The 15,399-nt window shown below is 67.9% G+C and carries 11 protein-coding genes and 1 pseudogene; 1 reads left to right on the plus strand and 11 read right to left on the minus strand.

Going from position 1 to position 15,399, the window contains the following annotated elements; translation table 11 throughout:
* The 8 genes and pseudogenes from L6D75_RS17345 to L6D75_RS17380 form a co-directional block, all read right to left on the minus strand.
* Window positions 1-2,202 carry a xanthine dehydrogenase family protein molybdopterin-binding subunit gene (locus L6D75_RS17345; protein WP_176511484.1) on the minus strand — a complete coding sequence of 734 codons (2,202 nt, stop codon included), beginning with the start codon at window positions 2,200-2,202 and terminating at the stop codon, window positions 1-3.
* Window positions 2,199-3,188, minus strand: coding sequence for an FAD binding domain-containing protein (locus tag L6D75_RS17350; protein WP_176511485.1), 990 nt, complete (start codon window positions 3,186-3,188; stop codon window positions 2,199-2,201). Before L6D75_RS17350 ends, L6D75_RS17345 begins: the two co-directional genes overlap by 4 nt.
* A complete protein-coding gene (locus L6D75_RS17355) occupies window positions 3,185-3,712 on the minus strand; it encodes a (2Fe-2S)-binding protein (protein WP_176511486.1) in 528 nt (175 codons plus the stop codon). The genes L6D75_RS17350 and L6D75_RS17355 overlap by 4 nt, the downstream gene beginning before the upstream one ends.
* 161 nt (window positions 3,713-3,873) lie before the next feature.
* Window positions 3,874-6,999: an efflux RND transporter permease subunit gene (locus L6D75_RS17360; RefSeq protein ID WP_176511487.1), complete on the minus strand. Its 3,126-nt coding sequence runs from the start codon at window positions 6,997-6,999 to the stop codon at window positions 3,874-3,876.
* A gap of 8 nt (window positions 7,000-7,007) precedes the next feature.
* Window positions 7,008-8,216: pseudogene (locus L6D75_RS17365) on the minus strand (efflux RND transporter periplasmic adaptor subunit); the annotation flags it as partial.
* A complete protein-coding gene (locus L6D75_RS17370; RefSeq protein ID WP_176511488.1) occupies window positions 8,213-9,466 on the minus strand; it encodes a TolC family protein in 1,254 nt (417 codons plus the stop codon). The pseudogene L6D75_RS17365 and the gene L6D75_RS17370, both read right to left, overlap by 4 nt.
* A 90-nt stretch (window positions 9,467-9,556) precedes the next feature.
* Complete coding sequence (locus tag L6D75_RS17375; RefSeq protein ID WP_176511489.1) at window positions 9,557-9,907, minus strand: hypothetical protein; 351 nt, start codon at window positions 9,905-9,907, stop codon at window positions 9,557-9,559.
* Window positions 9,908-9,968: 61 nt separating this feature from the next.
* Window positions 9,969-10,235 (minus strand): FecR/PupR family sigma factor regulator, encoded by a 267-nt coding sequence (locus L6D75_RS17380; protein ID WP_176511490.1) that lies wholly within the window; start codon window positions 10,233-10,235, stop codon window positions 9,969-9,971.
* A gap of 192 nt (window positions 10,236-10,427) precedes the next feature.
* Here L6D75_RS17380 and L6D75_RS17385 point away from each other — a divergent pair, with 192 nt between their 5' ends.
* Window positions 10,428-10,919: a DUF1543 domain-containing protein gene (locus tag L6D75_RS17385; RefSeq protein WP_176511491.1), complete on the plus strand. Its 492-nt coding sequence runs from the start codon at window positions 10,428-10,430 to the stop codon at window positions 10,917-10,919.
* A gap of 134 nt (window positions 10,920-11,053) precedes the next feature.
* On the opposite strand, the gene L6D75_RS17390 is transcribed toward L6D75_RS17385, so the two are convergent.
* From L6D75_RS17390 to L6D75_RS17400, 3 genes are all read right to left on the minus strand, one after another.
* On the minus strand, window positions 11,054-13,222 hold the full coding sequence (locus L6D75_RS17390; protein WP_176511492.1) for a TonB-dependent siderophore receptor: 2,169 nt from the start codon (window positions 13,220-13,222) through the stop codon (window positions 11,054-11,056).
* Between the two features lie 126 nt (window positions 13,223-13,348).
* Window positions 13,349-14,188, minus strand: a complete 840-nt coding sequence (locus L6D75_RS17395; RefSeq protein WP_176511493.1) for a TIGR03915 family putative DNA repair protein — start codon at window positions 14,186-14,188, stop codon at window positions 13,349-13,351.
* On the minus strand, window positions 14,179-15,399 hold the full coding sequence (locus L6D75_RS17400; RefSeq protein ID WP_176511494.1) for a putative DNA modification/repair radical SAM protein: 1,221 nt from the start codon (window positions 15,397-15,399) through the stop codon (window positions 14,179-14,181). Before L6D75_RS17400 ends, L6D75_RS17395 begins: the two co-directional genes overlap by 10 nt.

The following is a 15,399-nucleotide window of genomic DNA, read 5'->3' on the forward strand; positions in this document are numbered from 1 at the left end:
CTACAGCAGCTGGTCGAGGGTGATCGGGAAACCCCTCACGCGTTTGCCCGTGGCATGGTGGATCGCATTGGCCACCGCGGCCGCGACCCCGACGATGCCGATCTCACCCACGCCCTTGGAGCCCAGTTCGTTGACGATGTCATCGTTTTCCTCGACGAACAGCACCTCGATATCGCCGCAATCGGCGTTCACCGGGATGTGGTATTCGGCCAGGCTGTGGTTGAGGACGCGGCCCAGGGCATGATCGGTCAGCGTTTGCTCGTGCAAGGCCATGCCCAACCCCCAGACCACGCCGCCGAGTATCTGGCTGTGCGCGGTTTTCGGGTTGACCACGCGCCCGGCCGCGATCGCGCTGACAACGCGGGTGACCTGGACCGTGCCAAGGTCCTCATCGACCTGCACCTCGACGAACACGGCCGAATGGGTGGCGGTGGCGAACGGTTGGCGCCTGGCACTGGGTTCGGCGTCGATCTGCGCCTCGAAAGCCCCCTCGCTGGAACCGGCGACGATATCCGCCAGGGCAAAACGGTGGCTTCCCGCGTGCAGATGGCCTTCGGCGAAAACGATCTGTTCGCTTGCCGTGGCCGCCACCTCGGGGTAACGCTGGCGGGCCTGTTCGAGTACCTGGGCGCGCAGCACCAGGCACGCCTGGCGCACCGCCGAACCCACGGACGAGACAGTGAACGAGCCGCCCTGAAGCGGTGCCGTCGGCAGTGAGGAATCGCCCAGCTCGAAGGTGACGTCCTGCACCTTGGCGCCGATGGCATCGGCGGCGATCTGGGTCATCACGGTGTAGGTGCCGGTACCGATGTCGGTCGTTGCGCTGCTGACCGTCACCTGCCCCTGGGCATCGATGCGCGCCTTGGCGCTGGCCTTCATCTGCAGCGCCTCCCAGACCCCACCCGCCATGCCCCAGCCGACCCGTTGACGCCCCTTGCGCATGCTGCGCGGCAGCGGGTTGCGGCTGTGCCAGCCGAAACGCTCGGCGCCTTGCGCGTAGCACGCCAGCAGTGCCTTGCTGGAGTACGGTTTGCCTGTATTGCCGTTGCTGGGCGCAAAGTTGCGCCGGCGCAGCTCCAGCGGGTCGATGCCGGCTGTGCAGGCCAGCTCGTCCATGGCGCATTCCAGGGCGATCATGCCCGATGCGGCGCCCGGCGCCCGCATGTCCAGCGGGGTATAGACATCGAGCGGGGCGAGGCGATAGCTCAGTGCCACGTTGTCGCATTGGTAGAGCATGCCGCTCCATTCCACCAGATGCTCGGTGAAGTCTTCGAAGCGCGAAGTCTGGCCCACGGCATCGTGGGCGATCGCCAGCAATCGCCCGTCGGCCTGCGCGCCCAGGCGTACCCGCTGCTGGGTGCGCGGGCGGTAGCCGAAGGTGAACATCTGCTGGCGCGTCAGGGTGACGCGCACCGAGCGCTGCAGGTGCAGCGCTGCCATCACGGCCAACGGCAGCTGATACTGCGGGCGCAAGCCCGAGCCGAAGGCACCGCCGACGAATGCCGCGAGCACCCTGATCCGCTCTTTGGGCAGGCCGAACACCTTGTGCAGGTAGTCCTGGCAGTTTTGCGTGCCTTGGGTCTTGTCGTGAATCTCCAGGGCGCCGTCGGGTTGGTAGAGCACCGTGGAGGCATGCGGCTCCATCGGGTTGTGATGTTCGTTGGCGGTCAGGTAGGTGGCGTCTACCTGCACCGCTGCGCTGGCGTAATGGCCGGCAAAATCGCCGCGCAGGGGCGGCGTCTTGGCAGGTGCCGGGTGCGTCTGCGCCAGCGCGCCGAGCAGGTCGGTGGCGTGCGGCTCCTGGGCGTACTCGATGGTTATCAGCGAACCGGCGTACCTGGCGAGCTCCAGGCTGTCGGCGACCACCAATGCCAGCGGCTGCCCGCTGTACAGCACCCGGTCGTTGAACAGCGGCCGGAAGGCCGCGCCCTTGGCCGCGTCGGCATCCTTGTAGTCGTCGTCATAGCTGGAGATGTGCGGGCGCTGCTGGTGGTACAGCACAGCCACCACGCCCGGCACCTTCAGGGCCTGGGCCGTGTCGATCCTGAGCACACGGCCCCGGGCGATGGTGCTGCACACCACGCTGCCATGCAGCAGCCCGGCTTGCGGGTATTCGCCGGCATAGCGCGCCTGCCCGGTCACCTTGGCCACGCCGTCGACACGGTCCAGCGCTTTGCCCACCACACGCGTGTTGTCGTTCATGACTTCGCCCCTCTGGCTGCAGCCTCGCCCAGCGCCCGCACGATCGCGCGCTGCGCCAGAGCTACCTTGAAACCGTTCTGGCTCAGTGGCTGCGCCCCTTGCAGCAGGGCATCGGCCACGCGGGCAAACAGCGCGGCAGAGGCCGCCTGGCCCGGCAGCATCTGCTCCACGGCAGGGTCGCGCCAGGGTTTGTGCGCCACGCCACCGAGCGCCAGGCGGGCGGCGCGGATCACGCCGCCGTGGATGTGCAAGGCGGCGGCGACCGACACCAGGGCGAAGGCATAGGACGCACGGTCGCGAATCTTCAAGTAGCGGTAATGGCTCGCGAACTGCGGCGGCGGCAACTCGATGGCGGTCACCAGTTCATCCGCGGCCAGTTGCGTGTCGCGCTCCGGGGTGCTGCCGGGCAAGCGGTGCAAGTCTGCGAAGGCGATCTGCCGCTGGCCGGCACGGCCTTCTACATGCACCACCGCTTCGAGTGCCGCCAGCGCCACGCACATGTCCGAGGGGTGTGTGGCGACGCAGGCCTCGCTGGCGCCGAGGATGGCGTGGATGCGGTTGAGGCCGCTGCGCGCGGGGCAGCCGCTGCCAGGTTCGCGCTTGTTGCAGGGCGTGCCGGTGTCGTAGAAGTAGTAGCAGCGGGTGCGTTGCAACAGGTTGCCACCCACGCTGGCCATGTTGCGCAGCTGCGGCGAGGCGCCGGCGAGGATGGCCTCGGACAGCAAGGGATAATGCTGTTCGACCTGCGCATGCCAGGCCAGGTCGGCATTGCTGACCAGCGCGCCGATCAGCAGGCCGCCGCTGGCGGTGGGCTGCACGCCGTCCAGGCCGAGCCCGGTGATGTCGATCAGGCGTTCGGGGCGCACCACGTTCTCCTTCATCAGGTCGACCAGGTTGGTGCCACCGGCGATGAACCTTGAGTGGGGCGTTGCCAGGTGCAGTGCTTCGCCGACCGACGCTGGCTTGTGGTAACTGAAAGGGGTCATGGGCGTGAGCCTCCTTTGCCTTGGGCCTCGGCACGCATCAGCGGCAAGGCCTCTTCAACGGCCGCGACGATGTTGCTGTAGGCGCCGCAGCGGCACAGGTTGCCGCTCATCTGCTCGCGTATGGCAGCGCGTGTGGTGGCCCGGCCCTCCTGCACCAGGCCGATGGCGGAACAGATCTGCCCCGGGGTGCAATAGCCGCACTGGAAGGCATCGTGGGTGATGAATGCCCGTTGCATCGGGTGCAGCGCGTCGCCGCAGGCCAGCCCTTCGACGGTGACCACCTCGGCGCCGTCGCACATGACGGCCAGGGTCAGGCAGGCATTGATGCGCCGGCCATCGCGCAGCACTGTGCAGGCCCCGCATTGGCCGTGGTCACAGCCTTTCTTGGTGCCAACCTGGTCGAGCTGTTCGCGCAGCAGGTCGAGCAGCGTCGTCCACGGCTGAACCTGCAGCGCCAGGGGCTGGCCGTTGAGTGTCAGGCGGATGGAGTGCGCTGGGCCGCCTGGGGGAGAGAGTGCGGGCATGGCAAGTCCTCACGGTTTGGGGGGGCGCACAGTGGGCTGTGTCTATGTGCTGCGACTGGTCGGGCTGGGCAAACGTTCAGCGCTACTGCCCGAACGCACGTCAGCGGCACCGGTGGGCCGATGATCGCCTCGGGCAATCATCGGCCATGCCGTAACGCGACCTAGTGCAAGCTACGGCGCCGCACCAGCCAGTAGGCTGCCGGTATCACGAACAACGACAGCAACGGCGCGGTCAACATGCCGCCGACCATCGGCACGGCGATGCGGCTCATCACCTCGCTGCCAGTGCCGCTGCTCCACAGAATCGGCAGCAAGCCCGCCACGATCACCGCCACGGTCATCGCCTTGGGCCGGATGCGCTGCACTGCACCTTCGCCAATCGCCTGCAGCAGCGCCGCCTGGCCGCGCTCGCCATTGGCCTGGCGCTCGGCCCAGGCGTTGTTCAGGTAGATCAGCATGATCACCCCGAACTCCGCCGCGACCCCGGCCAGGGCGATGAAGCCGACCCCGGTGGCCACCGACAGGTTGAAGCCCATCAGGTACAGCAGCCACACCCCGCCGGTCAGGGCGAAGGGCAGGGTGGCCATGATCAGCAGCGCTTCGCCGAGGCGGCCGAAGGTGAGGTAGAGCAGCACGAAGATGATCGCCAGGGTCGCCGGCACTACCCAGGCCAGGCGGGCGTTGGCCCGCTCCAGGTATTCGAACTGGCCGGAGTAGCTCAGGCTGGTGCCTGCTTCGAGCTTCACCTCGCGCGCCACCGCCTGGCGCAGGTCGGCGACCACCGACGCCAGGTCACGCCCGCGCACATCGATGTACACCCAGCCCGAGGGGCGGGCGTTCTCGCTCTTGAGCATCGGCGGGCCCTCGGCGATGCGCACCTGGGCCACGCTGCCCAGGGTGACCTGGCCACCCAGCGCTGTGTAGATCGGCAGCTGGCGCAGGGCCTCGACCGAGTCGCGCCATTCGCGCGGGTAGCGCAGGCTGATGGGGTAGCGCGCCAGGCCTTCGACGGTTTCGCCGAGGGTTTCGCCGCCGATGGCGCCGGCCACGATGGCTTGCACGTCGGCGATGTTCAGGCCGTAGCGGGCGGCGGCCTGGCGGTCGATGTCGAGGTCGATGTAGCGCCCGCCGGTCAGGCGTTCGGCCAGCGCCGAGGTCACCCCCGGCACGCCCTTGGCGGCGCGTTCGATGGCCAGGGTGGTGCGGTCGATCTGCGCCAGGTCGTTGCCGGCCACCTTGACCCCGATAGGGCTCTTGATGCCGGTGGCGAGCATGTCGATGCGGTTGCGGATCGGCGGGATCCAGATGTTGGTCAGGCCCGGCACGCGCACCCGGCGGTCGAGTTCCTCGACCAGCTTTTCGCTGGTCATCCCTGGCCGCCACTGCTCCTTGGGCTTGAGCCGCACGGTGGTTTCGAACATCTCCAGCGGCGCCGGATCGGTGGCCGACTCGGCGCGCCCAGCCTTGCCGAACACGCTGGCGACCTCTGGCACGCTGCGGATCAGCCGGTCGGTGCGCTGCAGCAGCTGCGAGGCCTTTTGCGCCGACAGGCCGGGCAGGGCGGAGGGCATGTACAGCAGGTCGCCTTCGTCCAACGGCGGCAGAAATTCCCCGCCCAGCTGGCTCAACGGCCAGGCGCTGCTGAGCAGGATCACCAGCGCGCCCAGCAGGGTCAGCCAGGGCCTGCGCAGCACCGCGTCCAGGGCCGGGCGGTACAGGCGGATCAGCCCGCGGTTGAGCGGGTTGCGCGCCTCGGCGGGCAACGGCCCGCGGATCCAGTAGCCCATCAGCACCGGCACCAGGGTCACGGCCAGGCCGGCCGCGGCCGCCATGGCGTAGGTCTTGGTGAAGGCCAGCGGCGCGAACAGCCGGCCCTCCTGGGCCTGCAGGGTGAACACCGGGATGAACGACAGGGTGATGATCATCAGGCTGAAGAACAGCGCCGGCCCTACCTCCACCGCCGCATCGGTCATCACCTTCCAGTGCGCCTCGCCGCGCAGCGCCTGCCCGGGGTGGCGGGCGTGCCAGGCTTCGACCCGTTTGTGGGCGTTCTCGATCATCACCACGGCGGCATCGACCATGGCACCGATGGCGATGGCGATGCCGCCCAGCGACATGATGTTGGCGTTGATGCCCTGGTGGCGCATGACGATCAGCGCAATCAGCACCCCCACCGGCAGCGAGACGATCGCCACCAGCGACGAACGCAGGTGCCAGAGGAACGCCGCGCACACCAGCGCGACCACGATGAACTCCTCGATCAGCTTGTGGCCAAGGTTGCTCACGGCGCGGTCGATCAGCTGGCTGCGGTCATAGGTGGTGACCAGCTCGACGCCGGCCGGCAGGCTGCTTTTCAGCATGTCGAGCCGGGCCTTGACCTGGGCGATGGTCTCGCGCGCATTCTTGCCACTGCGCAGGATCACCACGCCGCCCACCGCCTCGCCCTGGCCGTCGAGCTCGGCGATGCCGCGCCGCGCCTGCGGCCCGAGCTGCACGCTGGCGACATCGCCCAGGGTCACCGGGGCGCCGTTGGCCGCCAGGCGCAGGGGGATGGCGCGAAAATCGTCGAGGGTCTTCAGGTAGCCCGAGGCGCGCACCATGAACTCCGCTTCGCCCAGCTCCAGCACGCCGCCGCCGGTTTCCTGGTTGGCCTTGCCGATGGCGTCCGCCACCTGGCCCTGGGTGATGCCCAGGCTGGCCATGCGCAGCGGGTCGAGCTGCACCTGGTACTGCTTGACCATGCCGCCGATGCTCGCCACTTCGGCGACATCCGGCAGGGTCTTGAGCTCGAAGCGCAGGAACCAGTCCTGCAGGCTGCGCAGCTGCGCCAGGTCGTGCCCGCCTGTGCGGTCGACCAGCGCGTACTGGTAGATCCAGCCCACCCCGGTGGCGTCCGGCCCGAGTACAGGCTTGGCCGAGGGCGGCAGGCGCGACTGCACCTGGCTCAGGTACTCCAGCACCCGCGAGCGCGCCCAGTACAGGTCGGTGCCGTCTTCGAACAGCACATAGACGAAGCTGTCGCCGTAGGCCGAGAAGCCGCGCACGGTCTTGGCGCCGGGCACCGACAGCATGGTGGTGGTCAGGGGGTAGGTGACCTGGTTCTCGACGATCTGCGGGGCTTGCCCGGGGTAGGAGGTGCGGATGATCACCTGGGCGTCGGAGAGGTCGGGCAGGGCGTCGATTGGCAGGCTGCGCAGCGAGAGCATGCCCCAGGCCACCAGCAGCAAGGTGGCCAGCAGCACCAGGATACGGTTGGCCACCGACCAGCGGATGAGCTTGGCGATCATGGCTGGCCCTCCAGCCCGGTGCTCGCTTCGATGCCCTTGAGGCTGGCTTCGGAGTCGATCAGAAACTGCCCCGAGGCCACCACCTTCTGGCCGGCTTGCAGGCCTTGCACAATGGCGACCTGGCCGTCGCTCTCCTGGCCCAGCAGCACCTGTACCGGGCGGAAGCGGCCCTGGTCTTCGGCGAGCATCACCAGGTCGCGCTTGCCGGTGCGGATCACCGCTTCGGCCGGCAGCAGCAGGCTGTCATCGGCCTGCTGGCCTGGGCGCAGCAGCACCTGCGCGGTCATGCCCGGGCGCAGGCGGCCAGTGGGGTTGGGCAAGGCGATGCGCAGGCGCAAGGTGCGGCTTTGCCGGTCGGCATCGGCGAGCAGGGCGGTCAGCGTGCCCTTGAGGGTTTCGCCGGGGTAGGCCGGCAGGTGCGCCTCGACGGCTTGCCCCTCCTTGAGGCCGCTGGCCTGCGCCTCGGGCACCGCCGCTTCGAGCCACACCGTGGCCAGGCCATTGATGCGCGCCAGGGTCGCGCCTGCGCTCAGGGCCATGCCGGGGCGCAGGTCCAGCGCCTGGATCACGCCGGCGCTCGGCGCCACCAGCGTTACCGCGTTGTGCACCTTGCCGCTGCGCGCGACCCGGTCGACCAGCTCGCTCGGCATGCCCGCCAGCAGCAGGCGCTGGCGGGCGGCGGCCAAGAGCGCGGCATCGCCCAGCTGGCGCAGCGCGAGAAACTCTTCCTGCAGGCCGGCCCATTCCGGGGCCAGCACGTCCGCCAGCGGCGCCCCCTTGGCCACCACGTCGCCCGTGGCCCGGCCATAGGTGCGCTCGACAAAGCCTGCGGTACGCGCTTGCAGCACGCTGAAATCCCGTTCATCGAAGGCCAGCACGCCACTCACTTGCAACGCGCGTTGCAGCTTGCCACGGGTGACGGTGGCCAGGCGCACCCCGAGGTTTTGTTGGATGCCTTGGCTGATCTGCACCGCAGGTTGCTCGCTGTCGTTACATGCCTCGGCATATTTGGCCACCAGCTGCATGTCCATGAATGGCGACTTGCCCGGTGCCGGGAAGTGCTGCTGCGGGTACATCGGGTCGTACCAGTACAGGGGCTGTTGCTCCGCTGCAGCGGGTGCCGGCTCTGGCTGGGCCGAGTGCCCCAGCCAGTAGCCCGCGCCGGCGCCAATGGCCAGGGCGAGGGTGGCGATCAGGCCGATGGATGGGGTGTTCATGTGCGTACCTCTCCATACACGAAGTGCAAGCGGGCTGCGGTCGCCGCCAGTTGCCCTTGCAGGTCGATGGCTTGTAACTGCGTCTCGACGCGCTGACGCCTTGCCGAGATCACCTGGTCGAGCGGCGACTTGCCCGCCCGGTAGTCGGCCAAGCTCAGGCGCACCCGTTGTTCGGCCAGGGGCAGCAAGGTTTCGCGGCTGCGCGCTACTGCCCGCTGCAGGCGCTGGTAGTCCGCCAGGTCCGCTTCGAGCTGCGCGGTGTGCTCACGCAGAGCGGCTTGCTGCTCGTCTTCCAGTTGCCGTACCTGGGCCTGGCGGGCGGCGATCATCGGGTCTTGCCGCGAGCCGCTGAACAGCGGCAGCTGGAAGCTGACCTGAACGCTGACCATGTTGCTGAACGCGGGGCCGCGGCGTTGGTAGTCGACCTGCCAGCCCCAGTCCGACTTCTTCTCGGCAATGGCCTGCTGCACCTGGGCTTGCGCCTCACGGGTCATGGCCCCGTAGGCCGCCAGCTGCGGGTGAGCGTGGAGGGTGTGCAGGTAATCGGCGGCGCGCACCGGCCATTGGGGAAACGCCGGCGCCTGGGCGTCGGCGTTCTGCCCGATCCAGCGCTTGAGCGCGGCGCGGGCCTGGGTGGCCTGGGCCAACAGCTGGTCCTGCTGTTCCTCCAGTTGCGCGGCCTCCTGGCCGGGGACCAGTGCATCGGCAGACGAGCCACCACCTGCGGCCAGGCGCGCGCGTACAGCGGCTGCCAGCAGGCGGTTCTCGCTGAACAGCGCGTCGAACTGCTGCAGTTTGCGTTGCAGGGTGTACGCCGTGATCCACGCTTGCGCGGTGGCCGCACGCACTTTCAGGCGCTCGAACAGCACTTCGGCATCCGCCCGTTCGACGGTGGCCTGCGCGGTTTCGACGCGGGCCTTGCGTTTGTCGCGGTTGGGCACTTCCTGCGCCAGGCCGACCACCTGCATGGTCATGAAGTCGCGGTTGGTGCTCCAGCGATCGCTGCCATCCACCGGCAGGTTCTGCAGGCCAAGGTTCAGCCGCGGGTCGGGCAGTTCGCCGGCGGGCAGCACGGCGTGGCGCGCTGCGGCCACCTGCTCCTGGCGGGCCTGCAGCGAAGGGGCGTTGCGCTCGGCCAGTTGCAGCGCAGCGTCCAGGGACAATGGAGCCGCCTGCGCCGAGAGCGTCGGCAGCAGGAGTATCAGGGCGGCCACCAGCGTGCGCCCTGAAGGGAGATGAAGGGGAGTCATGAACATGAGTCCTTGAAAAAACCAGCGCACAGGCGCATGCCACCGCTCAGCCGCCAAGGCAGAACGATGCTGTGAGGTTCAGGCAAGGAATCAGAAGCGCGGTGGGCGCCAGCGATCGGGAGGGGCGCGGGACACCAGGCTCACGGCGTAGGTATCGCCGGGGCGCGGGGTGGAGAACGACAAGGCAGGGTCGAGCAGGCTGACTTCAAGTGCGCTGGCGGTGCTGCATTCCTGGCCGACCTTGCAGGCTTTGGAGGCGTGGTCGGCGGGCTTGCCGGGGGCCTGGTCCTGGCAGCAGTCGTGCTCCATGCCGGCCATCATGGCCATGCCCATGGCCTGCATGGGGCAGGGCGCCACGGCCGAGTCGACGCCCGCCATCCCGTTGAGGGGAAGCGAGAGCATGAGCATCAGCAGGGTGAGCAGTCGCAGGGCGCGGGTCATGCGGGCGAGTCTAGGCGATTTCGGTTAGCGCGGCATTAACCAAATCACCCCCGTGTGCGCTTTACAGGTCCAGCGTGCCGTCCTCGCGCGGGGCGGCGTTGGTGAGCAGCCTGCTGGCGCTGGCCGGGTGGTTGGCCAGGCGGTCGCTGAGGTCCCAGATTTCCAGCATCTTGGCGTATTCGAAGGCGTGCAGCGGGTCGGCCTGCAGCCAGCGCTCGAAGGCCGCATGGTCGTCGGCGCAGCAAGCCTCATCGTGCAGGCGCAGGCACCAGCTGGCGGCTTCGCTGATGACGGTGTCGCTTGCCTGCGCAGGAGGGGGCGGTTTCATGTTCGGCTTCCTCTGTGACCGGGCCGCCACAGTAAGCAAGCAATTGCCAAAAAAACGTTAAAAAAACATCAGCAAATGGCATGGGTGGGGGCAGGCACCGGCTTGGCCGGTGTTCGCGGGGCAAGCCCGCTCCCACAGGGGTTTTATCCGGCACAATACGCCGGTTCATCATTCAGCTTGCAGGGATTGCCCATGCTTTACGTCGTCATGCTCGGAGGGCGTCATCCGGGCGCCAAGATCGAAGTCCACGATGTGGTCTTCGCCCACGCCGATTCGCTCGAAGCGGCCTACCCGCAATTGCGCAGCGCCTGGTTCGGGGCGGCCAAAGGGCTGCACGTCGATTCCTGGCTTGCGGTGGATGGGGTGGATGGTTATCGCGTCGAGCTGCGCCAGGAGCGGCCACCGGCGGGCGCGCCGCGCTTGTACTTCATCAACCTTGGCGGCTACGAGCAGCAGGTGTTCGGCGAAGCCCACCGCTACCTGCTGGTGGTGGCTGGCAACAAGGCCGAGGCCAAGGCGCTGGGCAAGAAGCGCATGCAGGCCGATTGGCTGAAACCGCATACCGATGCCCTGATCGATGTCGATGATTGCCTGGCCATCGACCAGGTGGCGGGGGCGTTCGTGCACCTGGTGCAAGGGCAGCATGCCGAGACGGTGGTGAGGAGTGATTACATCCTGCTTTGAGGGGGGACTGTGCGGGCCTCATCGCCGGCAAGCCGGCTCCCACAGTTGGGCAGCGGTGTCCTTTGTGGGAGCCGGCTTGCCGGCGATGAAGCCGGTCATGGCCCAGCAGCGCGTCCCTGCGCAGGGTCAAGCGATCAGAAGCTGTACTTGGCGGTGAGCATCAGGTTGCGCGGCGTGCCCCAGGTGTCGCCGGCGTAGTTCACGGAGCTGGCGATGGCGGAGTAGTACTTGCGGTCGAACACGTTGTTGGCGTTGAGCTGCAGGTCCAGGTGCGGGTTGACCTGGTAGCCGGTCATCAGGTTGGTGATGGCGTAGGAGCCCTGCACCAGGCGGTACTGGCTGCCATCGGCGACGGTGAAGTCGTTGTAGAGGCGGCTCTGCCAGGTGATGTTGCCGCCGATGCGGGCCTTTTCCAGCGGGCCTTGCAGGCGGTAGTGGGTCGACAGCTTGAACAGGTGCTCTGGCGTGTCGGTGTCGAAGCGCTGGTTTTCCTTGGCCGGGTTGGCAGCGTCCTTGAGCGTGTGCACGCGGGCGTAGGTGTAGCCGGCGCCGACCTGCCAGTTCGGGGTCAGGGCACCTTGCAGTTCCATGTCGACGCCTTGGCTGCGCACCTCGCCGGAGGCTACGTAGCAGTTGGTCGGGTCGCTGCAGCCGTTCAGGTCGGTCTGCGCGACGGCGCGGTTTTGCTGGTCGATGCGGAATAGGGCGATGCTGGCATTCAGCGCGCCGTCGAAGTACTCGCCCTTGACGCCGATTTCGTAGTTCTTGCCCTCGATCGGCTTGACCGGGCTGCCCGAGGCGTCCTTGTAGCTCTGCGGGTTGAAGATGTCGCTGTAGCTGACGTAGACCGAGTGATGCGGGTCGAGGTCGTAGATCAGCCCGGCGTAGCGGGTGACGTTGCGGGTGACCTTGTAGTCGGCGCTGGCGCTTTCCTTGTTGTCGTAGTCGTACCAGTCCAGGCGGCCGCCGAGGATCAGCTTGAGCGGGTCGGCCAGGCTCAGGCGGGTGGTCAGGTACACGCCTTCCTGGGTGGTGACTTCGCGGGTGTTGCCGGTGTGCCTGAAGTCGGGCTTGGCGCCGTTGAGCGGCCAGTTGGTGTCGTAGGGGCTGTAGTTGCGCGTGTCCATGTCGTAGATGCGCTTGCTGGCCCCGACCACCAGCTCGTGGGTGCGGCCAAAGGCCTGGAACGGGCCGCTGAGGAAGCCGTCCACCCCGGCCTGGTTTTCCTGGTGCTTGGACTGGTACACGGTGCGCGACAGCGGCGCTTGCAGGCCAGCCCAGCGCGACTGGTAGGAACCGGTGAACGCGGCATCCTGCTGCGAGTAGTTGGCGTTGACCTGCAGCGCCCAGTCGTTGGCCAGGCGCTGGCGCACCTCGGCGAACACGGTGTTGATCTCCTGGTCCTTGTTCTCCCAGTCGGTACCGGGGTTGTAGGAGCGCGAGAAGCCCATGTGGTGGCCGTCCAGCGCGGTGGGCATGGCGCCCCAGAAGTAGTTGGTGTTGTCCTTCTGGTGGGAAAAACCCAGGGTCAGGGTGGTGTCTTCGCTGAGGTCGGCCTCGGTGACGGCATAGAACAGGCCATGGTCTTCTTCGACGTCGTCGATGAAGCTGTTGGCGTCGCGGTACGACGCCACCACGCGGCCGCGCACCGTGCCGCTGTCGTTCAGCGGGCTGGAGGCATCGAGTTCGCCGCGGTAGTTGTCCCAGCTGCCGGCGGCGCCGGTGAGGGTGACCTTCTGCTCGGCCAGCGGGCGCTTGCGCACCAGGTTGATCGCCGCCGACGGGTTGCCGGCCCCGGTGACCAGGCCGGTAGCGCCGCGCACGATCTCGACCCGGTCGAACATCGCCAGGTTCGGCTGGGCGCCCACCGTCCAGCCCTGGTAGCCGCTGGGGATGCCGTCATACATCAGGTTGTCGATGTCGAACCCGCGGGCCGAGTAGGTTTGCCGGCCGGGGCCGTTGGAGTAGTCGAGGAACAGGCCGGGGGTGGCGTTGACCACATCGTTGATGCTGGTCATGGCCTGGTCGTCCATGCGCTGGCGGGTGATGACGGTGACGGCCTGTGGCGTTTCTCGCAGGCTCAGTGGCAGTTTGGTGGCGGTGGCCATGGCGCCGGTGGTGTACGACGCCGAGCCTTCGGTGGTGCTGCCCAGCTGGCTGGAGCTGATCTCGGTTGCGCCCAGTTCCAGCGTGGCAGGCGGTGGGTCCTGAGCCACGGCGGGGCTGGCGATGGCCATGCACACGGCGATGGCGAGCAGATGGCGAGCGGGGAGGGCGCGCGTGGGCGCAAAGGCGGACTGCATGGGCGACTACTTCCTGATTGCTAATGCGTGTGAGAATGATTAGCAATAAGTGTGTCAGGATTTGTCGCACCTGATAAGTCTGGTATGCCAGAAAAATCACAAATTTTTCACATTTGCGGGTTCTGCCTATTCGCCGGGCGAGATCTTTTTTCCGCGCTGGCTGGCGATTTCCAGTGCTTGGCCATCGCGCTGCTTGCCTTGCCGGGCCAGGCCTTCGAGCTGGGGAATCAGCATGCCCTCCGGCAGATGCCGCCAGAAGCGCCCGGGCATGTGCAGCCGCAGGGCATCGGGGTTGAGCCGTGCCGGGTTGAAGGTGTGGCGGTAATAGGTACGCCACAGCTCCGCACCTGGATCATCGGCATTACGCGCCCATTGCCGCCAATCGTCAGGGCACTGGCGCTGATAATCGAAGGCTTGGCCATCGAAGCGAATGCCGTCCAGGGGCGTTGCGATCAGCCAGCGCTGGCGCCCCAGGCGGTCGGCGAAGTGGGGGCTGGCGCTGGGCAGGATGTCGTGGGCGGGTTCGTGATAGGCCACCAGGTCAAGCTGCAGCTGTTCGGCCAGCTGCGCAGGCAAGGGCACGAAGCGCACGAAGGCATGCAGGTGGTGGGCTTCGCGGCTCACCTGCTTGATGCGCCGGTGCAGCTCGCTGCCCAGGCGGTCGCCGGCGAGCATGGCGGTGCGGTCGCCGTGGGCCACCCGCCAGAGCACTTCGTAGAGCAGGTTCCAGCGTTGCTCGCCGCGATAGCGGGCGGCTTGCTCCAGCAGCGGCAACAGGGCTGCCGGCACCGTTGCGCGGAAGGGGCCGGGCCCCTCGGGGGGCGCCGCCGGTATGGCCAGCAGGTCTGCCATCGGGCCTTGCGACCAGGTCACCGCGGCCGGGTCGATGCCGTGCCCAAGCAGCTTGCGCGCCTGCTCGCGCCAAGTGTCGAAGCGTTCGTCGCAGTCGAGCGCGATCATCCCCACAGCCCCATCTGCACCGGCGCCTGCGGCTCGCGCAGGCGGGCGCGCAACAGCCCGCTGCGCAAGTCGGCGTCGGCTGGGCGGTAGTCGCTGGTGACGATGAACGGCCTGGCCTTGTCCAGCACGCAGCGCAGCTGGATCAGATCGTCGTAGCGCACGCGCCGTTCACGGCGCAGTTCCACCAGGCGCTGCACGCTGCGCAGGCCGATGCCTGGGATGCGCGCCAGCAATGCCGGCTCGGCGCGGTTCACGTCCAGCGGAAACACCTCGCGGTTGGCCAGGGCCCAGGCCAGCTTGGGGTCGATGTCCAGCGCCAGGTTGCTGCCCTGGCCGAGCAGCTCGCCGGCCTTGTAGCCGTAGCCGCGCAGGAGGAAGTCGGCCTGGTACAGGCGGTGTTCGCGCAGCAGCGGCGGGGCGGCCAGGGGCACGCTGCCGGGGCTGTCGGGGATCGGGCTGAAGGCTGAATAGTACACGCGCTTGAGGCCGTAGCCCTGGTACAGCGATTCGGCGTTGCGCAGCAGGGTGCTGTCGTCGGTGGCGTCGGCGCCGACGATCACCTGGGTGCTTTGCCCGGCCGGGGTGAAGCGCGGCGCTTTCGGTTCGTTGGCCACGGCCTGCTGGCCCTGGTGGATCACGCCCATGGCCTGGCGGATGGTGTGCGCGTGCTTTTCCGGGGCCAGGCGCTTGAGGCTGGCGTCGGTGGGCAACTCGATGTTGACGCTGAGGCGGTCGGCCAGGCGCCCGGCCTCTTCGATCAGCAGTGGGTCGGCATCGGGGATGGTCTTGAGGTGGATGTAGCCGCGAAAGTTGTGCTCCTCGCGCAGCAGGCGGGCGACGCGGATCAGCTGCTCCATGGTGTAGTCGGCCGAGCGGATGATACCCGAGCTGAGGAACAGGCCGCTGATGCAGTTGCGCCGGTAGAAGTCCAGGGTCAGGCGTACTACTTCCTCGGGGGTGAAGCGCGCCCGCGGCACGTTGCTGGAGCGGCGGTTGACGCAGTACTGGCAGTCGTACAGGCAGAAGTTGGTGAGCAGCACCTTGAGCAGCGACACGCAGCGCCCGTCCGGGGTGTAGCTGTGGCAGATGCCCATGCCATCGGTGGCGCCCAGGCTGTCGCTGCCGCGCGAGCTGCGCTTGGGGGCGCCGCTGCTGGCGCAGGAGGCGTCGTACTTGGCGGCGTCGGCAAGGATGCCGAGCTTGGCGATGAGTTGCAT

This window comes from Pseudomonas faucium (assembly GCF_021602585.1).
Classification (GTDB): domain Bacteria; phylum Pseudomonadota; class Gammaproteobacteria; order Pseudomonadales; family Pseudomonadaceae; genus Aquipseudomonas; species Aquipseudomonas faucium.